The organism is Ulvibacter sp. 2305UL32-6, from assembly GCF_058148545.1.
Map to the genome: position 1 here is coordinate 665405 of NZ_JBYVKA010000002.1, position 23014 is coordinate 688418.

21 protein-coding genes and 1 pseudogene are annotated in these 23014 nt (G+C 34.6%); 18 read left to right on the forward strand and 4 right to left on the reverse strand.

The annotated features are described in order from the left end of the window. Nucleotides 1-44 precede the first annotated feature (44 nt). From ACY2RU_RS08915 to ACY2RU_RS09000, 18 genes and pseudogenes are all read left to right on the forward strand, one after another. Nucleotides 45-1187, forward strand: coding sequence for an ABC transporter permease (locus tag ACY2RU_RS08915; RefSeq protein ID WP_490138094.1), 1143 nt, complete (start codon nt 45-47; stop codon nt 1185-1187). Nucleotides 1188-1226: 39 nt separating this feature from the next. Continuing rightward, nucleotides 1227-1451 (forward strand): hypothetical protein, encoded by a 225-nt coding sequence (locus ACY2RU_RS08920; protein WP_490138095.1) that lies wholly within the window; start codon nt 1227-1229, stop codon nt 1449-1451. A gap of 10 nt (nt 1452-1461) precedes the next feature. Continuing rightward, the gene (locus tag ACY2RU_RS08925) at nt 1462-1827 is read left to right on the forward strand and encodes an arsenate reductase family protein (RefSeq protein WP_490138096.1); all 366 of its coding nucleotides are present in this window, start codon (nt 1462-1464) and stop codon (nt 1825-1827) included. A 380-nt stretch (nt 1828-2207) separates the two neighbouring features. Then, entirely contained in the window at nt 2208-2594 is a 387-nt protein-coding gene (locus ACY2RU_RS08930; protein ID WP_490138097.1) for a hypothetical protein, read from the forward strand. Nucleotides 2595-2643: 49 nt separating this feature from the next. Further along, nucleotides 2644-4290, forward strand: a complete 1647-nt coding sequence (locus ACY2RU_RS08935) for an ABC1 kinase family protein (RefSeq protein ID WP_490138098.1) — start codon at nt 2644-2646, stop codon at nt 4288-4290. Nucleotides 4291-4321: 31 nt separating this feature from the next. Continuing rightward, nucleotides 4322-5597 (forward strand): annotated as a pseudogene (locus tag ACY2RU_RS08940) (MgtC/SapB family protein). A 272-nt stretch (nt 5598-5869) separates the two neighbouring features. Next, a complete protein-coding gene (locus ACY2RU_RS08945; RefSeq protein WP_490138099.1) occupies nt 5870-6379 on the forward strand; it encodes a ferritin in 510 nt (169 codons plus the stop codon). Between the two features lie 57 nt (nt 6380-6436). Next, nucleotides 6437-7261: a DUF1269 domain-containing protein gene (locus ACY2RU_RS08950; RefSeq protein WP_490138100.1), complete on the forward strand. Its 825-nt coding sequence runs from the start codon at nt 6437-6439 to the stop codon at nt 7259-7261. Nucleotides 7262-7306: 45 nt separating this feature from the next. Then, the gene (locus ACY2RU_RS08955; RefSeq protein ID WP_490138101.1) at nt 7307-8017 is read left to right on the forward strand and encodes a 2,3-bisphosphoglycerate-dependent phosphoglycerate mutase; all 711 of its coding nucleotides are present in this window, start codon (nt 7307-7309) and stop codon (nt 8015-8017) included. Nucleotides 8018-8029: 12 nt separating this feature from the next. After that, nucleotides 8030-8527, forward strand: a complete 498-nt coding sequence (locus tag ACY2RU_RS08960) for a hypothetical protein (protein ID WP_490138102.1) — start codon at nt 8030-8032, stop codon at nt 8525-8527. A gap of 19 nt (nt 8528-8546) precedes the next feature. Further along, nucleotides 8547-9047 carry a hypothetical protein gene (locus ACY2RU_RS08965; protein WP_490138103.1) on the forward strand — a complete coding sequence of 167 codons (501 nt, stop codon included), beginning with the start codon at nt 8547-8549 and terminating at the stop codon, nt 9045-9047. 20 nt (nt 9048-9067) lie between these two features. Then, on the forward strand, nt 9068-9637 hold the full coding sequence (locus ACY2RU_RS08970) for an HdeD family acid-resistance protein (protein ID WP_490138104.1): 570 nt from the start codon (nt 9068-9070) through the stop codon (nt 9635-9637). 191 nt (nt 9638-9828) lie between these two features. Then, nucleotides 9829-11094, forward strand: coding sequence for an NAD(P)/FAD-dependent oxidoreductase (locus ACY2RU_RS08975; RefSeq protein ID WP_490138105.1), 1266 nt, complete (start codon nt 9829-9831; stop codon nt 11092-11094). A 151-nt stretch (nt 11095-11245) separates the two neighbouring features. After that, entirely contained in the window at nt 11246-11839 is a 594-nt protein-coding gene (locus ACY2RU_RS08980; protein WP_490138106.1) for a DUF2238 domain-containing protein, read from the forward strand. Between the two features lie 126 nt (nt 11840-11965). Beyond that, nucleotides 11966-12619, forward strand: a complete 654-nt coding sequence (locus ACY2RU_RS08985; protein WP_490138107.1) for a BON domain-containing protein — start codon at nt 11966-11968, stop codon at nt 12617-12619. A gap of 173 nt (nt 12620-12792) precedes the next feature. Next, nucleotides 12793-13461, forward strand: coding sequence for a BON domain-containing protein (locus tag ACY2RU_RS08990; protein ID WP_490138108.1), 669 nt, complete (start codon nt 12793-12795; stop codon nt 13459-13461). A gap of 216 nt (nt 13462-13677) precedes the next feature. Then, the gene (locus ACY2RU_RS08995) at nt 13678-15438 is read left to right on the forward strand and encodes an APC family permease (protein ID WP_490138109.1); all 1761 of its coding nucleotides are present in this window, start codon (nt 13678-13680) and stop codon (nt 15436-15438) included. Between the two features lie 270 nt (nt 15439-15708). Beyond that, complete coding sequence (locus tag ACY2RU_RS09000) at nt 15709-16473, forward strand: exodeoxyribonuclease III (protein WP_490138110.1); 765 nt, start codon at nt 15709-15711, stop codon at nt 16471-16473. A 294-nt stretch (nt 16474-16767) separates the two neighbouring features. Here ACY2RU_RS09000 and ACY2RU_RS09005 read toward each other — a convergent pair whose 3' ends face one another. From ACY2RU_RS09005 to ACY2RU_RS09020, 4 genes are all read right to left on the reverse strand, one after another. Next, the gene (locus tag ACY2RU_RS09005; protein WP_490138111.1) at nt 16768-17838 is read right to left on the reverse strand and encodes a response regulator; all 1071 of its coding nucleotides are present in this window, start codon (nt 17836-17838) and stop codon (nt 16768-16770) included. Between the two features lies 1 nt (nt 17839). Beyond that, nucleotides 17840-21073 carry a PAS domain S-box protein gene (locus tag ACY2RU_RS09010; protein ID WP_490138112.1) on the reverse strand — a complete coding sequence of 1078 codons (3234 nt, stop codon included), beginning with the start codon at nt 21071-21073 and terminating at the stop codon, nt 17840-17842. Between the two features lie 21 nt (nt 21074-21094). Then, the gene (locus tag ACY2RU_RS09015; RefSeq protein ID WP_490138113.1) at nt 21095-22153 is read right to left on the reverse strand and encodes a mechanosensitive ion channel family protein; all 1059 of its coding nucleotides are present in this window, start codon (nt 22151-22153) and stop codon (nt 21095-21097) included. Between the two features lie 81 nt (nt 22154-22234). Then, nucleotides 22235-23014: a patatin-like phospholipase family protein gene (locus ACY2RU_RS09020; protein WP_490138114.1), complete on the reverse strand. Its 780-nt coding sequence runs from the start codon at nt 23012-23014 to the stop codon at nt 22235-22237.

Genomic DNA, 23014 nt, shown 5'->3' on the forward strand with positions numbered 1-23014 from the left:
CTTTCCATTCTATTAATAAAAATAGAACCCGAAGCTTATTGACTATGCTCGGCATCATCATTGGTGTGGGTGCTGTGATAATGACGATTTCCGCAGGAGAAGGAGCTACACTACAAGTTCAAAATCAAATATCCGGTTTGGGGACAAATTTATTGATGATACAGACTAAGTCTGAACATAAAGCGGGAATAAATGTAAGAATGGGTCGCCCTATTGATAAAAAGGACTTTGACATGTTACAAAAAAACTCGGTTTGGATGCCTCAATTATCTCCCTTAGTAGCAATTGGAGCTCAGGCCATTGGTCCAAATGGATATATGTCTACAACTGTTTATGGTGTCTCATACGACTATTTTTATATTACGAGCAAAGAAATAGAATTAGGAAATTTCTTTACAAAAGAAGATGTAAAAACAGCTAAAAAATACTGTGTTATTGGCGAAACGATCCGACAAGAATTATTTCCAGGACAAGACCCTATTGGAAGACAAATACGCCTCGACAAAGTGCCTTTTACTGTAGTCGGATTATTAAAAGAAGAAGGAACTGGCGGTATGGGACAAGATATGGATGATATAGTAATTGCACCTTATACCACCGTTCAAAACAGATTATATGGTCATCAGCGAGGTTACAATTTGATCATGGCAAGCGCATTGAGTGAAGACCACATTGCAGATGCTGAAATAGAAACTACCGAGTTGTTACGAGAGTCACATAAAATAAAAGATGGAGATGACGATGATTTTGAGATTACCACACAAATCGAACTTCAAGAAATCACAGGAAATATTACCGGTATATTAACTATTTTACTAGGAGCTGTAGCGAGTATTTCTCTTATTGTTGGCGGGATTGGAATTATGAACATTATGTTGGTCTCTGTCACAGAGCGTACGCGAGAAATAGGTACCCGATTAGCTATAGGTGCTAGAGAAAGCGATATTTTGACTCAATTTCTAATCGAGGCCATAGTATTAAGCCTATTTGGAGGAATTTTAGGGGTAATTTTTGGAGTGATCGGGAATCAAATTATTTATAAAGCAACCGGCTTCTTCATTCCAACCGCCGTATACTCAATATTGATCGGTTTTGGATTTTCAGCTTTGGTAGGTGTTGCATTTGGATATTTTCCTGCCCGAAAAGCAGCAAAATTAAATCCAATTGATGCATTGCGCTATGAATAACAAGAATCATAAATATAGGATTAATCAAACAAAAATTAGATGAAAGATTTAAATAAAATACTAAGAGAAATAACACAACTTACTACAAATATTGAAACAAATTATCCAGAGCTCTATCGCTCTTTAGATGAAGATCCATTGACCTTAACAACTTCTGGTCATCCACACGTAGATAAGAACGCAATGCAGGAATATCTAGAAACTTTAAAACAGGTATTGGAGCACTATTTAGAAGAATGTAAAGTAAAGAAGAATAATATTTAACATCAAAACCATGGGAGAGATCGCAACATCAAATAGACAAATAACACTTTTTTATAGCTCTAAATCTGTAAGAGCTAAACAAACCTTAGCGTATGCCAAAGCAGAAGGATTAAAGATCGAAGAAATTGATATCCTTAAAACAAAGCTAACGGGCACGCAAATTGTAGAACTTGCAGGCCGATTACATCTTGTTGTATCTGAATTGGTTAATCAAGAACACCCGTCTTACAAATCACATTTTGAGCACCATGATTTTTCTACCGATGATTGGATAAAACTAATACAACATAATCCAGAGATTATGAAACAACCTATTGCTTTACGAGGAGATATTACTATTTTAGTTGAAACTCCCTCAGACATTATCAAGATATAGTTTTTTAATTCACCATAGAGAAACGAGCCTGCAAAACCCTCTATATCGATAATAAAGATCCTTCCGTTAGCCTTCTAGGCAAATATTTAAAATAACCATTTTTCCATATCTGGCATTGTTCTTAAGTGGTTGACTAATTCCGTAAGATTCGATCATTAAAATTATTCACGCACTGGAGAATGTACTCTAATAGTCACAAAATATTAGATCAATTAACCATAGTAAAGATTGAAATGATTAGAGATTAAAAAAGAGTTGTCATCAAAAGATAAAATCACTGTAGAAAATCATTGACACAAGTTTTTAAAGACTGATCTAAGTCATTTCAAATATCACTACAAAACGAAACCTTTGCATAAACTAATAACACATATAATATTATGGAAAAAGAAATTCTATATAACTCCAATATGCATTTCGAACACGAGCAGTGGAAACTTGAACTTGCCTTTTGGAAGGACGAGCTAAAATCTTTCAATAACAGATTAAGTGAGCTGGTTACACGTTGGACCGATAAAGACGTACTCGCTCAATTAGAACATTATCAAAATGAATTTGTTCTTCATGGTGATGTTATTGAAGATCTACAAGAGATCATTGAAAAACATGAAGCCCGAATAGCCGGACAAAGCAAAATTGGTGAAGACGCAATTGACTCACAATTAGCAAAAAAACATATTGAGTTTAGAAATCAAATAGAAACTCAGAGACACATATATTCAGAACTTAAAAAAGAATTTTTTAGGTTTCTTGAAAAATATATGTAAACCCACATTTCATATGATAGGCCTAAAACTTTCCAAGAAAAGGGAGATTATGAGATATAATAAACTTTTTAGTGTACTCACAAAGTATGGCTTTGAAGATGTTATGGCGAGTAGTCAACTTAAGAAATTAGTTCCAAACAGCTATCTCAAAAGTCATCCTGAGACTCAAAAATTGCTCTCGTTTACAAAGTATGAGCGCATTAGAATGGTGTTAGAAGAATTAGGCCCATCGTATGTTAAACTGGGGCAGATCTTTAGTAATCGGGAAGATATGCTACCGCCAGATCTAGTTAAAGAACTAGCAAAATTACAAGATCATGTTCCTACGCTAAAACACTTTATTGTCGATGAAATGGTTGAAAAAGAACTAAACATTTCAATTTCAGACCATTTTAAATATATAAACCCTACCCCTCTTGCAGCTGCCTCTTTGGCCCAAGTACACAGAGCACAATTACTCTCTGGAGAAGAAGTAGTTATTAAAATTCAACGGCCAGATATTGAAGAAATAATTGATGCAGATATCTTGGTAATGACCCAAGTTGCTAAAAGTTTGCAAAAATATAGTAGTAAGGCCAAGGCGATACAACCAATGCGCATTGTAGCATCTTTTGAAAAAAGTATCAAAGAGGAGCTTCATTTCTTAAAGGAGGTTGGCAATATGGAACGCTTTGCCTTGGATTTTAAGGGGAATGAAGCTATTTATGTACCAAAAGCGTATCGAGAGCTATCTACCGATCGTCTTATTTGTATGGAGTTTATTGATGGTATTAAAGTATCTAATACAGAAGCACTCCATTCTTTACATATAGATCCCACTGCGGTGGCAAAAGTAGGTGTAGATTTATATTTGAAGCAAGTATTAGAACACGGTTTTTTTCATGCCGATCCACATCCAGGAAACATTTTTGTACTACCACAAACTCAGCAAATCTGTTTTATAGATTTCGGTATGATGGGAACTATCATGCCTAATGATAAAGAGACATTGGGTGATCTTTTACTTTATTTCTTACAAAAAAACGTCAAGAAGATCATCACTCTATTGGAGAAAATTGCCGTAAACGTTGAAATTCCAGACTATAAAAAGTTAGAATACGATTTGTATGAACTAATAGAAGATGTTAGTAATACATCTCTTCAGAATATCAAACTAAGCAGCGTTCTCGGTCAGTTTAAAACAGTTTTATATGAGAATAAAATAACACTCCCTCATTATTTATATATGCTTATACGAGCATTAATAATTATTGAAGGTGTTGGCGTTAAATTAGATCCAGCATTTAATATTACTGATAACTTACAGCCTTATACTTCAAAAATTACGCGAAAACGCTTTAACCTAAAAAGATTATTTAAAAAGAACATAAATCGCATTCAAGACATAAATGAACTTGTAGATACCCTACCCGATGATATTAACACCATCCTAAAGAAAATAAAAGAAGGTAAATTAGTCATTATTCATGAACATAAAGGGCTTAAAGAATTTCAAGACGCATCAAGTAGCGCTGTCAATCGTCTCGTATTTGCTGTTATTATTGCCGCTCTATCTATTGGCTCTTCGCTTTTAGTTATGGCAAAAATGCCGCCTTTAGTAAACGGCATTCCGTTATTGGGAGCTATTGGGTTTTTATTATCAGCTATCTTGGGGTTTTATATTGTCATCTCAATTTTTAGAAATAATCAATTTTAGAGATATATTTACAGTAAATTGAAAGAAATTTATGGACGTATTTCAAGGAATAAACGAACTGTTTGGGTCGTATATTCTAGGAGTTCTAATTAGTTTGGGGATTGGCCTTATTATTGGTCTAGAAAGAGAATACGACAAACTCAAGGAAGAAAACGGTATCGCCGGAATACGCACCTTCCCTATCGTTGCTATTTTAGGTTTTTCGTTGGCGAACCTCACTACCCTATTTACACCCTGGTTACTCATTATAAGTTTAAGCGCTTTTATCTTGTTTTTGGCGTTTTATCACTTTTCACGAAAACAAGAAGATCATGGTCAGGGTCTAACTACTAATTTTGCATTAATAGCAACTTTCGTTTTAGGTATTATGGTTTCTGCTTCCTATTACAGAGATGCCGTGGCAACCGCAGTCATTATTGTTACACTGCTATCTCTAAAAACTAGATTTCGTTCAGTCATAAGCAATATTACTTCCGAAGAACTTTTCGCGTTTATAAAATTTTCAATAATTGCACTGTTGATACTCCCTTTTCTACCTAACAAAGAATACGGTCCAGACAACTTATTGAATCCGTTTGAAATTGGCTCCATTATAGTAATTGTTTCTTTTTTAAATTTTATAGGCTACTTTTTAGTAAAATTTGTTGGCTCCAAAAAAGGTATTATCCTAACCGCTCTTTTAGGCGGACTCATCTCCAGTACAGCAGTTACATGGAATTATGCGTCGAGAAGCAAAGAATCACCAGAACTCTCCAAAAAATATAGCGCAGGAATTATTGTGGCATCAGCCATTATGTTCCCAAGACTTGCCTTATTAGCCTATATTTTTAACAGTGAAATTTTAAAATATCTAGCATTGCCATTTGGCTTACTTACGCTGGTCTGTACTGTTGCAGCTGTAATCCTGATGCGCGGAGACAAAAAATGTACCAATCACCAACATCAAACTTGGCAATCCCTTAAATATGCTAAATGCTATAGGCTTTGGTGCGGTATATGTAATTATTCTATTCGCCGTCTTCTATAGCAATCTATTTTTTGGAGAGAGCGGTTTGTATTACTCCGCTTTAATCGCAGGTTTAGCCGATACTGATGCTATCACTATCAGTATGTCAAAATTTTCTTTAGAAGTAGAAAAACTCAAGCTTGCATCATCGGTCATCATTGCCGCCACCATCAGTAATATGCTGGTAAAATTGGTCATTACCTTGTTAAAAGGTTCTAAAACTACGGCTAAGTTAGTAGGCTATGCTTTCGGAATTGTAATTCTTTTGGGCATTATGTACATTCTTGTTAGTAAAGGTTAATTGAAAAAGTTGGGCGTGACCGCAAGGGTCAGGCTTTCCGTTCCAATTCCTCGCATCTCCTTCGTCATGCTGCGGGATTTCCACTGCAATCCTTCACGCAAAAATTCTGTGCTTATTTATTAAAATAGATCCTTTCTTTATTTACTACACTGATCTAGATCAGTTTACTCCCACTGACCCAAGTCAGTGTTCAGGTTATTATAACCCATTAATTTTGATCTCATCATTTATAACAGGATTATAAAAAATACAAATACTATAAAAGAAAAAAAATGGAAACAAGATCAGAATTTTTAAGTGAGGCAATGGTTACGTTACTTAACTACCGTGTAGAACAAGAAGAGTTTTCTTCACGATTATACTTGGCTATGTCTATATGGTTAGACGATAAAGGATTTGTAGGAGCCGCAAAGCTTTTTAAACAATATAGTGATGAAGAAACTGTACATGCGGTTAAAGCGAAAAAAATGCTTCTAGCAAATGGTATTAGACCTATTACACCCGCTCTAGAAAAACCTAAACAAGATTACATAAGCCTTCCCGATGTGATAATATCAGCATTAGCACACGAAAAAGAGATCACCACACAATGTTACGCACTCACCAAAGCTGCCCACGATGAGGAAAATTATATGGTGGTAGAACTTGGTCTGTGGTATTGCAAAGAACAGGCAGAAGAACTTAGTAAAGTACAATACCTAATTGATCGACTGGAAGCCTTTGGCGAAGAGTCCATTATGTTAAGAGAATTAGATGAGGAAATGGGTGAGCTAGCAGCGTAATCCATCCATTAATAAAAAATAAATAACAATTAGTACTAACAGTAAAAATCAACAAAAATGGCAAATATTATCGTAGTTCCATTTAAGGACGAAACAAAAGCTATTGAAGCCTTGCACAGAATTAAAGAACTGGATGCTTATGGAGATATTACCCTCTATGAACATATAATGATCCGTAAAACAGAAAATGATCGATATGAAGTATTAGACGACACAACCGATGGAGAAGGATGGAGAACATTTACTGGAATGGCGCTCGGCGGACTCGTAGGAACGTTTGGAGGACCTCTCGGATTAATTATTGGTCTATATACGGGCACAGCCATTGGTGCCATTTGGGATGTTAGTCGTTATGACTTTGAAGATCAATATATTAAAGAAGTTAGTAATAAAATGAACATAGGAACCATTGCCATTGTAGCCGAAGTAGCCGAAGATAGCGCTGTGTTTATTGATGATGCGCTTAAACCGTATAGTTCAGAAATTATAAGAAGTGAAAGTGAGGCCGGAGTAGAATTTGACGACTATGTAGACGAACAAATACTAATATTAGAAGAAGAGATTGAAGGTGAGCGCGAAAAGCTCAAAAAAGCAACAGCAACCGAAAAAGCTAAAATTAAAACTCAAATCGCCAATTTAAAAGTAAAGCGCATCGCTAAAATGAATGAGTTTAAAGCAAAAAGAAAATCTGCATTAAAGGAAATCAAGGAAAAGACGAAATCAAGAATTAACAAATTGGAATCAGACCTTAAGGATTATGAACATACTGTTTCTGATTCCTACTCCAAAGCAAGAAAAAATAGACTGAAAAAGAAAATCAAGAGACAAGAAGAAAAGTTGTACCAGTTGCATAGTGCATTAGGCGAAGATATGGTGGATTGATTGTCAAGAAGTAAGGTTAATGCATAATTTCAATATAAAATAGAGATGGGAAAGCTAATATTGGTGAGGCACGGAAAGAGCTTTTGGAATAGCAAAAACATCTTTACGGGATGGACAGATATCGATCTTGCTCCTGAAGGAATTGTAGAAGCCAAAATAGCCGGAGAAATTATCAGAAGTCAGAATATTACGGTAGACATCTGCTTTTCTTCCTATCTAAAAAGAGCCATAAGAACGGCCCTAATTATCCTAGATACTGCAGATCTGATGCATGTCGATTTTTTAAAGAGCTGGAAATTAAATGAGCGAAATTACGGCGCTTGGCAAGGTCGAAATAAGAATGATGTAAAAATGGAAGTAGGAGAAGATCTTTTTTGGTCGATTAGAAGGGGCTATAGCACGCCTCCACCGAGTCTCTTAAGAGATGACGAAAGACATCCAAGATTTGATCAGAAATACGATAATCTTAATATAGCCGACTTACCCGTAGGAGAATCTCTGGAACAAACACAACAAAGAGCTGTTCAGTATTTTTTTGAAGCCATCATACCAGAACTAGTAAAAGGAAAGACTGTTTTGGTTTCGGCGCACGGTAATTCTATTAGAGCCTTGATGGGCTATATTGAAAACATAGCAGCTACCGAAATTTCTAAACTCGAGATGCAAACAGGAGTACTTCATATCTATGAGTTTACTAGTGCTATGCGCTTAAAAAATAAATATTCTTTGAATCAAGAAAGTCAAGTATTTATTTAAATGACTGTGAATATGAAGCGTAAATTTATGTTTCCAATGGTGTTCGTATTACTAGCAGGAGTAATTTCTGCAAGTTGCGGTGCGCTTACAAAAAAGGATAAAAAAATCGTCTTAGAAAACTCGAAAGAAACAGAATTGTTTTCAAATCAGTTAGAAAACACGTCGCAAGACCATACTAAATTAACAGAAGAGGTAGATTGGAGAAAATTTTATAAAGCCTCCCTAATTGAACTTAACGAAAGAAAAGTTCAATTAGAACAAATAAGAGGAGCCATTTCTCAAGCCAGTAAAGAAAAACAACAAAGATTGAACCGTGCACTTGATTCTTTAGATAAGAAGTACGGTGATCTCAAAGTGAGATTAGTTCACATGAATACTAGGCTCAAAGTAAATATGGAACATATGGCTGATTCACAAGAGCTAATAAAAATAGCTTTTGAGAGAGCTTTTGTTCGCGATATGAATGAGCTCCTAGCAGAGCTCAAAAAATTAGATAAAAACAAACAATAAACACTTAAAACAATTCATTATGAAAACACGTATTCTATCCTTAATCGTAATAGCACTTCTGGCGGGAACCATTTTAACAAGTTGTGGCGAGACATCAAAAAAAGATGTGAAATCGGCACAAGAAAACCTAAAAGAAGCAGGAGGAGATCTAAATCAGGCCAGAAAAGATGCTGAAGCAGAAATCAAAAAGACGGTACAATCTGACTGGCAGAAATTTAAAATGTCATCTGAAACTTCTATAGAAAACACCAAAAATCAGATTCAAGAAATCAGAGCGAAAATTGCAAAAGCAAGTAAATCTGAAAAAGAAAAATTGACTAAAGAACTCGATAAGCTCGAACAAAAAAATAAGGAACTTGAAGAAAAGTTAATGCAAAGAGGCAAAGAGTTTAAAGAAGATATGATCGATTTTAATGAATCGGCAAAAGCGAATGAACAAAAGTTTGAACGCGAGTTTACAAACGATATGGATGAGTTAGGAACCGCTTTAAAGGACCTATTCAAAAATAACGTTAACTAATTGTTTCCAAAAATATAATTATGACAACTACAATTTTAAGTTCAACAAGGTCAGTAATAAAAAATTGGTGGATATCGCTTTTATTAGGAATCTTATATCTTTTCGCAGGGGTATGGGTATTTCAAACACCATTGGAAAGTTATGTGTCATTAAGTATTCTTTTTAGCGTATTTATATTCGTTTCAGGAATATCTCAAATTGTTTTTTCAATTTCGAATAGAAAAAACACACATAATTGGGGCTGGTACCTAGCTGGGGGTATTTTAGATCTTATGATAGGATTACTGCTAATAACTCATCCATTAATGACAATGTCCATTTTGCCATTTTATGTTGGCTTTTGGCTGTTATTTCAAGGGTTTATGGCAATTGGTCTTTCATTTCAATTTAAAGCGGTTGGCGTTTCGTCATGGGGATGGATGTTACTTTTCGGAGTTTTAACCCTGGTTTTTTCCTTTCTTTTATTAGCTAATCCAGTTTTTGCAGGTTTAAGTATCGTTTATATGACAGCTATGGCACTCATTACTACGGGTGTCTTTAGAATATTTTTAGCTTTCGATTTAAAGAAAGCCAAAAAACAGCTTGAATAATAAGTTAAAGCAGTGTTATAATTGTGAGAGGATATATGCTTCTTTAGTTTGGTCTCTGTTGGTTGTTGTGGCGTGGTTAAATTCTTTCGTTTACACTACAGATATCAAAATTGAGTTTATAGAAAATACGCTAACGGTCATTGCACTGCTTTTTTGGTAGTGAATATAATTTTATTAAAAAAAGTGGAAATATGGAAAACAAGAAAAGCGTTTTAATCCTTGGATGCAACTTTGCCGGACTTACAGTTACTCGTTATCTACATAGCGAAGCGGGTGACCATATAAAGATCACAGTTATTGACCGTAAAAACTACATTAATTTTATTCCTAATATTCCTATTGAAGTTTTTAACAACCACAATCCAGCTGATACTTTAGAATTTCAATTTCAAAAATTTTTAAAATCGGATGGAAGTGAATTCATTCAGGGAGAAGTGGAGAATATTGATGCGGCCAATAAAAAGGTATATTTTACACCTAATGAAAGAAAAGGTTCAGCTCAAGAAAATATAGATTATGATTACTTGGTGGTCGCTTTAGGTTGTAAACTAGCTTACGATAAAATTGAAGGATTTGCCGAATTTGGACATACATTTTCTGACACTTTTTACGGTAATGAAGTTCGAAAATATTTATACAACGATTACAAAGGTGGGAATATCGCAATAGGGTCAGATCGTTTTATTCAGGGTCAAAGTCGAAAGCTTCCCAAAATACCTACTGCAATGGCAGCTTGTGAAGGGCCTCCCGTGGAAATAGCTTTTTCTATGGCTGATTGGCTAGAAAAACATAAAAAAGGAAATACAAAAAATATCACTTTATTTACGCCAGGTGAGGTTATTGCTGAAGATGCGGGTAAAACTATTCTCGATCAATTACTTCCAATGGTATCCGGAATGGGCTATGGTTATAAAACCAATACGGTAGGAATAAAAAGAATTTATAAGGAAGGAATAGAATTTAAAGATGGAACTAGCTTAGATGCCGAAATGAAAATTGTCTTTCCAAATTGGGAACCACATCATTTTATGAAGGGCCTTCCTTTTGTAGATGATCAAGGATTTGTTATTACTGATCTATTTATGAGAAATCCTGATTATCCAGAAATTTTTGCAGTAGGCGATGCAGCAGCCATTACTGTTCCTAAACTAGGCTCTTTAGGTCATATGGAATGTGAAATTGCATCAAAAGTTATTGCGAATGAAATTCTTGGAAAAGAAGAGCAAATAGCGCCTTTACATCCTATGCTATTGTGCTATGGAGATATGGGAAATCACAAAGGGTTTTATATGCATACCGATGAATGGTGGGGTGGCAAAACAAGCATCTTAAAAATGGGGTATACCCCGTATGTTTTAAAAATGGGTTTTAAAACAATGTATCAAACCTTAGGAGGAAAAGTACCAAGTTGGGGACTTCCATTGTCTGAAATAGTTGGCGATCGTTCAATAATATAAACGATAATCACGCACAATGTACCTTTAAGAGTAGATAAAAAACGCTAAATTTGATTGAAATAACAATTAATCAATGGTTGCGTAATTTGACGGGCTGGAACTCAAAAATCCTTCTCTCTCTATAACCAAACCGTTATAATTATAACTACGTATGCGTTGGTTGGTCTTTTTTAGCCTATTGTTTATCGCGGTATGGGCAAATTCATTGATTGGCACTACTGACGTTAACAATTGGCTTATAGAAAACACGCTAACGGTTCTTTCTTTACTTTTTTTAATTTTCACCTACTCCAAGTTTCGTTTTAGTAATTTTAGTTATTTCTTGATTTGTATTTTTTTATGTCTACACGTTTACGGTTCAAAATATACCTATGCAGAGAATCTATTTGGCTATTGGCTTCAAGATTTACTTCATTCTTCCCGAAACCAATATGACAGATTGGTTCACTTTAACTTTGGCTTACTTCTGTACTATCCCTTGCAAGAATACCTTTTAAAATGGTTTAAAATTCCGAAGTATACAGCATTAAAACTGCCTGTTTTAATTATCCTTTCAGCAAGTGCTTTATATGAAATTATAGAATGGTTAGTCGCCGATGTTTTCTTTGTAGAGGAAGGTATTTCGTACTTAGGAACTCAAGGAGACGTATGGGATTCGCAAAAAGATATGGCAGTGGCCTTTTTGGGTGTTTTACTCGCTTCACTACTTCATTATCTGTACCGACGATCAAAACCTACCAATTAGAACATTACTTTAAAACATTAGACTTTCCGAAGTTTTAATAATAATACTCTAACCTGATGTAGGTCAGTGTCAATATATTAGAACCCTCATACCTTTGATCTATTATTAATATAAACATATAATATTATGAGATCAGATTTCAGTATCAAAGAAGATGTCTTGGATGAATTAGAATGGCAACCAAGTATCGATGAAACCCAAATTGGGGTTGTTGTAAAGGATGGTATCGTAACGCTATCGGGAACTGTAGACAGTTATGTAAAAAAGCGTGAGGCAGAAAAAGCTGCTAAAAGCGTGGCTGGAGTAAAAGCAGTAGCAGAAGATATCGAGGTTAAATATGGTGCTTCCTCGCAAAAATCAGACACGGAAATAGCAACCGCAGCAGTAAACGCTTTAAAATGGAATATCTCGGTGCCTGAAAATAAAATCGATGTCAAAGTCGAAGATGGCTGGATATATTTAACCGGTGAAGTGATGTGGGCTTTTGAAAAAAATGCAGCTAAAAAAGCCGTAGAAACTCTTCCAAGTGTAAAATATGTAGTGGACAATATTACATTGAAAAATACAGTAAATGCTGGTGATATTAAAACAAAAATCAAAAAAGCATTTGAGCGTTCTGCAAATATTGACGCGAAAGGCATTACGGTAACAGCCGAAGGTCATACCATAAAGTTAACAGGTAAGGTACACTCGTTAAAAGAAAAGGATGATGCAAGACGAACTGCTTATTATGCACCTGGTGTGTGGGCTGTAGATAATGAGTTAGAAATTGTGTTTTAATGTTTTTCTGAAGCTATATAGGAAGTCGAAAAATATTCTTTCCTATAGAAATTGCCCTAATTCAGTAAAACGAATTAGGGCAATTTTTTATCACTGATCTGGGTCAGTATTTAGTAAAATTGACTCTGCTAATTTTGTATTAGCTATTCCTTATCAAATCAAAACATAATAAAATGAAAACAGATTTAGAAATAAAAGAAGATGTATTAGCGCAACTAGCATGGCAACCCAATATAGATCAAACCCAAATTGGCGTAACGGTTAAAGATGGTATTGTGACACTTACAGGTTTAGTCGACGATTTTTCAAAAAAAGGCATCATTGATATCGCCGTAAAAAGTATTGCTGGAGTAAAAGCAATAGCAGAAGATATTGAGGTTAAGCATAAATATAAGGATGAATATTCAGATGAAGAAATTGCTAAGGCCGCAATCAATGCTCTAGAATGGAATGCCTCTGTCCCTTCAGAAAACATTATCGTAGAAGTGGAAAATGGAATTATCCATTTAACAGGTGAGCTGGAATGGGCTTATCAAAGGGATTTCGCAAAAAGAACAATTGAACATTTGATCGGTGTAAAAGAAGTTGTAAATAATATACAGTTAAAGCCTAAATCAACAGTTGTTGACGTAAAAAATAAAATCGAGAAAGCATTTGAACGTGCTGCAAATATTGATTCAAAAAACATCATCGTTACACTGGATGGGCCAACCGTCATATTAAGCGGAACTGTTCATTCCATCAAAGAAAAAGATGATGCAGAAATAGCTGCCTACAAGGCTCCTGGAATTACTAATGTAATAAACGATCTCAACGTAGAATACTATCCAATATACATGTAATAGTAAGATCGTATAACCTTGTTAGGAAAAGTGCTTTCAGTTTTTTTAGTAAATAATGCTGTAAAAATTAAAAATATGACCATAACTGAAAGAGGTATTCTTGGATAGTACATTGCGATAAAATTAGTTTTTTTTAAAATAGGCGTAAACCAATTCTATAGGTTTCGTTATATGGCTACTGAAGAAGATGAATAATATGTCGGGCTTACAATAATCATGAAAAAACATAAAAAATTAAGTGAATTAGCAGCAACTGCAATATGCGGAAATGATATCAGCTCATCCGTATTATATGTGTCTGCTTTGGCCATAGCTTTTGCTGGACAATATGCTTGGATTACGTTACTAATCGTTTCTTTGGTTCTTTACTTATTCAGAAAAATTTATGGAGAAGTAGTTGGAGCTTTACCATTGAATGGTGGTGCTTATAACGCTTTGTTAAATACAACAAGCAAGTTTATGGCATCCTTTGCTGCCACATTAACGTTGTTATCGTATATGGCAACGGCTGTTATTTCAGCAAATGAAGCTATTCATTATCTACATCATTTAGTTCCTGCGATTTCTATAATAATTTCGACCATAATACTTCTTAGCTTTTTTGGAGTTCTAACAATTATAGGAGTTTCAGAATCTTCCAAAGTCGCGATAGGCATTTTCCTTTTTCACTTATTATCTTTTGCCGTATTAAGTGGATTTATCATTTACTTCTTGCTAAATAATGGGCTTGGCTTATTTCTAGAAAACTGGCATTTTCCTACAACATCAGGAAGTATCACGAACGCTATTTTTCTTGGTTTTGCCGCTTCCATGTTAGGTGTGTCTGGATTTGAAAGCTCTGCAAATTTTGTAGAAGAACAAAAAAAGGGAGTCTTTCCAAAAACACTTAAAAATATGTGGATGGTAGTAAGCGTTCTTAACCCCCTAACTGCATTATTCGCTCTTTCTTTGTTTGCAATACCTTTATTACAAAGTGACTCATATCAAAACACCCTTTTAATTGAAATGGCATCGCACGTAGGAGGCAATTGGTTAGCGATCTTGATAGGAATTGACGCATTTTTAGTGCTAAGCGGAGCTGTACTAACTAGCTTTGTTGGCGTTTCGGGACTATTGGAACGGATGGCACTAGATAGAATTTTGCCTCAATATTTTCTGAAGAAAAATAGCAGAGGAAGTTCTTATCGTATTATAATTATTTTCTTAGCCTTAACCATTTCGGTTTTACTTATTACTAAAGGTGATGTAAAACTCTTAGCCGGTGTTTATACGATCTCTTTTTTATCTGTAATGGCTCTCTTCGGAATAGGAAATATTCTGTTAAAAGTTAAACGAAATAGTCTACCACGTCCTGAAAAAGCAAGTTGGATAGCTATAATAATCGCGATTACGGCTGTAATAATCGCGTTGGTAGGAAATATTACAATGCCAACAAAAGATGAAGGCCCCAGTAATTTTACAGTCTTTCTAGATTATTTTATTCCTGCAATTATATTTACCACTGTAATGCTTAATAGAACTTTGTTGTTAAAACTTTTATTAAAATTGATTCATTCAGTTTTTGACCCGGTACGAGGTTTCGTTATGAAAACAGACAATAAAATATTGTCGGTAATAGATGCTATTAATTCTCAGGAGTTTGTTTACTTCACCAAAGATGATGATGTGGAAACACTAAATAAAGTACTCTTATACATTCAACGAAACGAACATACAAAAAAATTGAAGGTCGTTACCGCTGTTAAAAATGGAAATGTAATTACCGAACAATTTCGAAATGATATAAATGTAGTGGATCGAGAATATCCATTAATTAAAATTGAATTTATTGAATTAGATGAGAATTTCGGACCAGAACTAATTACTAAATTATCGAAGGAATGGAATATCCCGATCAATTTTATGTTTATTGGTTCACCAGGTGATCATTTTCCATATAAAATTGAAGAATTGGGTGGCGTGCGATTAATCATTTGATTGGAATAACAGAATATTATTTGAACTCGAAAAACGAGAGATACAAAAAGATTTGTTTACTTTATAGTTACTCTAGATCACAAAATGGATTGATACTGTAATTTCTGAAAAAATCAATTTCAATCGCTTATGCGAAGGCAAAAGTTGTAATGTCTGTAAAGATCAGCAGCTATTAAAGTATTTATAAAACAACCTATTTTGTGCCAGGTTTATCGAGAATAGAAATCGAATTGAAAGTAATAGATCACGTATTATTCAGAAAAAAAAAATATGAAAATTATCTCTTGGAATGTAAATGGTATACGAGCTATTGTAAAAAAAGATTTTTTTGAATCTATTAAGACATTGAATCCCGACGTATTGTGCCTGCAAGAAACAAAAGCGCAAGATAAGGAAGTTGAAAAAGTGCTTTTATCAATGAAGGATTATAATCACTATTATAATTCAGCAAATAAAAAAGGATACTCAGGAACAGTTATACTAACCAAAACAGAGCCATTATCGTTTCGCAATGATATCAACATTACTGAGCATGATACTGAAGGAAGAGTGCAATGTGCTGAATATAAAGATTTCTTTTTGATAAATGTTTATGTACCCAATTCTGGCCAACAATTGGATCGATTAGCCTATCGAAAGAAATGGGATGCCGATTTCTTGGCTTATTTAAAAGATTTGGAGAAAACCAAGCCGGTTGTAATTTGTGGTGACCTAAACGTAGCACATACATCAATCGATCTAAAAAATGATAAGGCTAATTACAATAAAACAGCCGGTTATACACAAACTGAAATTGATGGCATGGATAATTTTATCAAAGCAGGATTTGTAGATGCCTTTCGATATTTGCATCCAAATGATATCGCATATACGTATTGGAGCTATCGTTTTAAGGCCAGAGAACGGAACACGGGTTGGAGAATTGACTATTTTTTAGTGAGTAATTCTTTGGTTGAGAAAATAAAATCTGTGAATATATTATCCAGCTATTATGGGTCAGACCATTGTCCCATTAGTTTAGAGATTACTTTTTAATTTTATCATGCAATCAAAATCACCCGTTGAGATATTCCTTCTTGATATTAGGAGATGACACCTTGTAAAGAGCGCACCACTTCGTGTAGAAGTCGACTAAAATAATTGTTTTATAATTGATATACTTTAAAATTATCTTCCCATATTTTTATTACCAATTCTATGTATAAAACGAAGAAGAAAATTTTGAAGTAATCTGAAATGTTCTATGATAAAAATCTGGTGAAATTCACCTAAAAAATTATCGCCCATTAACCTTATCGTATTCCAGGGGTTACTATTGAAAAAGGAAAACTATTCATTATTTGCGATATTTCTCAATTTAGGTTTATCCAATAAAATAAGTCTTTTATTGGGTTCTGAACTAATTAATCCTTCATTTTTAAATTCAGTCAACATTCTAATAGCCGTTTCTGTGGCAGTCCCAATTAGTCCAGCAAAATCTTCACGAGGAATATTAATTCCTTCGTGGTCTTCATTTTTGATCATTCCTTTTTCATCTAAGTCTAGTAGTGCTTTTGCGGTTTTTTGTCTCACAGTTGCAAATGCCATAGCTACCAATTGCTCTTGCAATTCAATTACATTATTAGAGATCATATCAACAAATTTATTTGACACTTCCCGGTTTCCATAGAGTAGTCTTATAAAATCTTGCTTCGGAATAGGGTAGATCTCTGCATCTTCTAAAACACTGGCAGTTTCAACATAAGTGCCTGAATGACCTAGTAGGGATAAATGTCCTATAAAATCTCCAGCACCGTACAAGCCCGTTACAAACTCTTTGCCTGTCTCTGTTGTTCTATATGTTTTTGCATTTCCACTCTGAAGAAAGTATAATTGATGCGCCGCACTCCCTTCAGTAAAAATATCTTCCTTGTTCTTGTAAGTAATAAGACTTCTATTTTTAGATAAATCTTCAAGATTTAAATATTCTGAAGCTTCGTTTAAAAACTCATTGATACCTTGAAGATCTTTTGAAAACTCCTTTTTTAAAAAATCATTTTTTTTCAAACGACATGTGATAACATCCAATAGTTCTTCTTCTTCAAAAGGTTTGGTTAAATAATCATCGGCACCTAAATTCATTCCTTTTCTTACATCCTTTCTTTCAGTTTTAGCAGTAAGGAAAATAAAAGGTATACTCGCTGTTTTTGAATTATGACTTAAGTGTTCGAACACACCATAGCCATCCAACTCGGGCATCGTAATATCGCATAGAATTAAATCTGGAATATCCTTTAAAGCTTTCTCAACCCCTATTCTACCATTTTCAGCAGTAGTGACATCGTAATTTTCTAACTCAAGAATTTCAGCAGTATTTTCCCGTACATCTCGATTGTCTTCAATTAATAATATTTTTTTCATCTTATTTAGTATTTAGAGGAAATTCAACATAAAAAGTAGACCCTATGTTTAGGGTGCTTTTAAACGATATGTTACCACCCATTAATTCGGTATATTGTTTTACGATATTTAAACCTAAACCCGTTCCTTGGATAGTAATAGCGTTATTTGCGCGAAAAAAGCGTTGGAATAAATAAGGTTGATTTTCAATAGGTATACCGATACCTTGATCTGTTATTTCGATGAACAAATGCTCTTTATCTCGATCAATTTTAAATGTAATTTTCTTGTTTTCATCCGAATATTTAATAGCGTTTACAAGGAGGTTAGATAAGATGTGCCGCAACAATTTTGGATCCAAATAAACTTCAATACATGGAGACTGACATTCGAATATCAAGGTTTGCCCTTTCTTTTTATTAACTTTCAATTCATCTACCAAGGATTTCGAAAAAGCGGCAAAATCAAAAAATTCAGGTTGTGCTGCTACTTTCCCCTCTTGTAATTTACTCAGCGAAAGGAAATCATTGAGGATCACCACAAGATTTTTTACGTTAGTTCTTATTTTAGACACATGGTGGAGTCTTTTCGCTTCTTTTCCTGCTTCATTTTGTTTCTCAATTAATATAGCAGAAGACAGAATAGCACTTAAAGGAGTTCTAAACTCATGGGATGCCATCGAAATAAAACTCGATTTTAATTCACTCAGTTCCTTCTCTTTTTCAAAAGCACTAAACGTTTCAAGTTCAGCCTTCTTTTGAAGCGTGATGTTGTTATGCACCAATAAGACACGATCTATCCTATTTGCTTTATTAAATAATGGTGTGGTATTGACCAGATAATATCTGTTTTGAAATGTAATTTCGAAAGAGCAATGTTCACCTTGAAGCGTTTTTTTTATTTTATCTTTAATTAATGCCTTTACGTTTTCTGGAACTCCTATAACGTCATCAAATTTAGTTTTGCTATCTGCCAAATTCTTAAAGCCTAACTCATCCACTTCCTCCCCTTTGATAAATACAGTTGAAAAATTTGAATCGACAACTGCCACAAACCCTCTTGGAAAGTTGTGAAAAATGTCATCGAGCATTTGCTTACTTCCCAAAGCTTTATTTTCTATCTCTTTGGTTTCTTTTATCTGGATTTCGAGATTTAAATTAGATTCCATCAACTTTTGAACAATGTCTTTCAATTCTGCAGTACGTTCTGCGACTTTGTTTTCAAGTTGTTCAGCGTATACCGCAAGCTTTTTTGAACTTTGCTTTAGGGCATTACTTGAATTGTTTTGTTCAATTGCAACACTTGCTACACGAGTGATGTCTTTAATAGTATCCAGTTCAGTAATCAACGGCTCTCTTGCCTCCTTAGAATAAATGGCAAAGGTGCCCAACACTTCTTGGTGGGAAGAAAATATTGGAAAAGACCAGCACGCCTTTAAGTTATTGGCTAGCGCTATTTCTCTATAGTCTTCCCAAAGAGCACTCTGTTCAATATCAGAAACAATTATTTCTTTTTTTAAATAGGCAGCAGTACCGCATGAACCCATATTCTGGCCTATTAAAACTCCTTCTATGGCTTTGCTAAATGATTTCGGAATTTTGGGTGCCGATAATTTGTGTAGCGTGTTTCTCTCTTTGTTCAAGACCAAAATAGACCCCATGCAGTTAGGGATGGCTGTTTCTATCGTTTCAATTATTTTATCTCCTATTTGTTTTAAAGGTTTGTGTTGAATGATCATATCCATCACATGATTGCTAGCACTTTTAAAGAATTCTTCTTTTTTACGCGTCGTAATATCATTCTGGACACTAATAAAATGCGTCAAGATATTTTCGGAATTATAAATTGGTGTAAGTGAAATCTCATTCCAAAATTGTGACCCGTCTTTTCTATAATTACGTAACACGACATTGCAGGCTTGACCTTCCTTTATAGCAGAAGACATAATTTTAATTTCTTCTTGATCTAAATCTCCGCCCTGTAAAAAACGGCTATTCTTCCCAATAAAATCAGTCCTTTTATAACCTGTAGTATCTAAAAAAGCTTGATTTACATAAATGATGGGTGTATTTGGTTGTTGCGCATCGGTAATAACAATACTACTACTAGCACACTCCAATGCTCTATTTCTAATTTGAAGAATATTCTCAACGGTCTTTTTAGCAGTAACGTTCCTTGTGATCGTTAGAAATTTACCATTTCCTTTTGACACGATTCGTGCCTCATAATATTTTAAATCTCCCGCAACTTTAGTGGAATACTCAAGGGTTTTAACCTCTTTCGTCTTTTCACTATCCGCCATGACCCTTTTCAATTCTTCACAACGCTCTTTTGGGTGAAAATCGTAAATTGTTTTACCTATTACTTCTTCAATGGGGACTGGGAATATGTTTGGATCGGGTGCATATAGATTTAAATATGTTCCTTTCTTATCGAATACAGTTATTATATCTGGCAAGGCCTTTATCATAGCCTTATTCTTTATTTCACTTTCCTTTTTTTCGGTTATATCCTGTAGTGTTCCAAATATTTCTATTGGCTTGCAATTCTTGTTGGTGGTTACTTTGCCATTGGCAATAACATGTCGTATGGTACCATCTGGTCTTACAATGCGTTTCTGATATTGATAAGGTGTTTGGTTCTTAATGGCAAGATTAACCGCATTTATTGCTTTCTTTCTGTCTTCTGAATGAATAAAATTAACTGCTGTTTCCGCGTTTAGGCGTTCGTCACCTGGTGGAAGTCCACAGATCCTATAGAATTCGTCAGACCAGCTTCTTTCATTGGTTTGTAGATTCCAATGCCAGTTTCCTACATGTGCAATGCGCTGGGCTTCTGTCATTCTACGCTCACTTAAGATCAATGCCTGTTTTGAAGACATCCGTTCTGTGATGTCTATTACAAAAACTATGACTACTGATTTAGCGTCAATTTCAGTTGGACTTAAACTTATTTCTATTGGGAACTGTGAACCATCTTTTTTTAATCCCCATAAATCTAAATCCTGGCCCATCCGACGTGCTTTCGGCTTTTTGGCATAGTTGGCTCTATGTATTTTGTGGTTTTTCCTAAAAGAATCAGGAATCATTGCCTCCACTTTTTTGCCTACTAAATCTCCAATTTCATAACCAAACATTTGTTCACTGGCGGGATTTGCTTTTAAAATAGTGCCATCATCAGATATAAGGAGAATTCCTTCGAGAGAAGCATCGAAAATTTTATGCAAAAACAGGGCTTCGTCTACGCTATTATTCATTTGCTCTTATTTTACAATCTTTTAATTAGTTCTATTATTCTCCGATAGTCGAATAGCAGGAAGGCAATCTGTATAGTTTTCCTGAATAAATTCAATCAATTTTTCTCTTACGATACAACGTAAATCCCACACATCTGAAGCATTTTTCGCACTAAAAGTCGCCCGTAACTCCATTGTACTTGAATCGGTATTGGTCACTAATAATTTTGCGACATTTTTATCCCATAAGGCATCATTCTTCAATACCTCCAACAACTTTTCTCTCAACACTTTAACGGGGAATACATAATCTACATGTATAAAAACACTTCCTATTATTTCCTTTGAATTAAAAGTCCAATTGACAAAAGAATTATCACTGAAGTAATTGAGTGGTAGAACCAGCCTTCTCCAGTCCCATGTTTTAATGACTACATAGGTTAGTGTTATATCCTCTACCGTACCAAACTCTCCTTGTATCATTACCTCATCATCTATTTTAATAGGTTGTGTAAATGCTATTTGAAAGCCTGTAATAAGATTGGCAATTGATTTCTGAGCAGCAACGCCAGCTATGATACCTATAACTCCAGCTGATGTCAATATTGTGGTGCCAATTTTTCTTGCAGCAGGAATATTCCATAATATGGCGGCGGTGGCGAGAGTGATAATAATGACGATGGAGACACTTTTCATAAAGCGCAGTTGCGTTAGTACTTTTCTTTCTTTTGCTTGATGATCTCCATCAACAGTAAATTTTTCTTTGATTACTTCTTCCGCTGCATTTAATAAAGCAATGACAATCCATGAAAAATTGATAATAATCAGACTTTCAGTAATCTTATGCCAAAATAAATCCAACTGAAGAATGCTATGAGAACTATAGATAAATAGAAGGGGAAGTAGAAATTTAGCTGGTGTTCTTAAGTGTTTTAGCAGTTGTACTTTTAAAACTGTTGGTTTTCTTCGATTAGAAAACTTAATCACTGAAAATAGGACCCATCGCAAGAGAAGTCCGAGTAAAATACAGCCGAGGATAACAATAATATAAGTGATCCCTGACTCTAAATTGAATAGTGTTTTTAATTTAGTGATATCCATATAGTATAGCAAAACTATACGAACATCTATTCATTAAAAATGATATACGTCATGCTCTTAGGATGAATTCGAGATGGAGATCTATTTTACAATACTACTTGTGAAGATATTTCCATTTTCTTCCAAAACCTTCTTGGCAGTGTTATAACCTAGTTCGAAAATGGCATCTATATTATTCATTTCAAACGTTGCAAAATTCACTAAGCCCTGAGGATATATTACTACATCACAATCTGCGAATTTAAACATTGATTCCGCAGCAACTTTAATTTTGTAAGCTCGTTCAACTACTGTATAGGAATGTTTTAAATCTTTAATACTAATCTTTTTTAGAGGATTGACATACACACCAATAATTTTATCACATACCGGTTTTAATGGTTCTACAGGAAAATTATTTAAAGTACCTCCATCTACGTAAAACTTTCCGTTAATTTCGGTTGGCGTAAAAACGCCTGGAAACGAAGCAGAAGCTATAATAGGCTTTATTAGTTGCCCTTTGCTAAAGATCTTTAACGTTCCGTCGATTATGTTTGCTGCTGTAACAAACAATGGCTTTTCTAAAGAATCGAAGTTGTCTTTTATAAAATAAGCTTGGAGATCATCATAAAACTTTTCGGTATCAATAAATCCAGGTTTATTTCGTGCATATCTGTTGGTTTGAAATATAGATATGGTTTTAAAGAAATTTAACATTTCAGACCAACTTACGCCTGCGGCGTATAAAGCTCCCACTATAGCACCAGCACTCGTACCCGAAACATGGGTTGGGAATATCTCATGCTCTTCCAATGCCTTGATCGCTCCTATATGAGCCGCTCCTCGCGCGCCACCACCAGAAAGCACTAATCCTGTATTCAT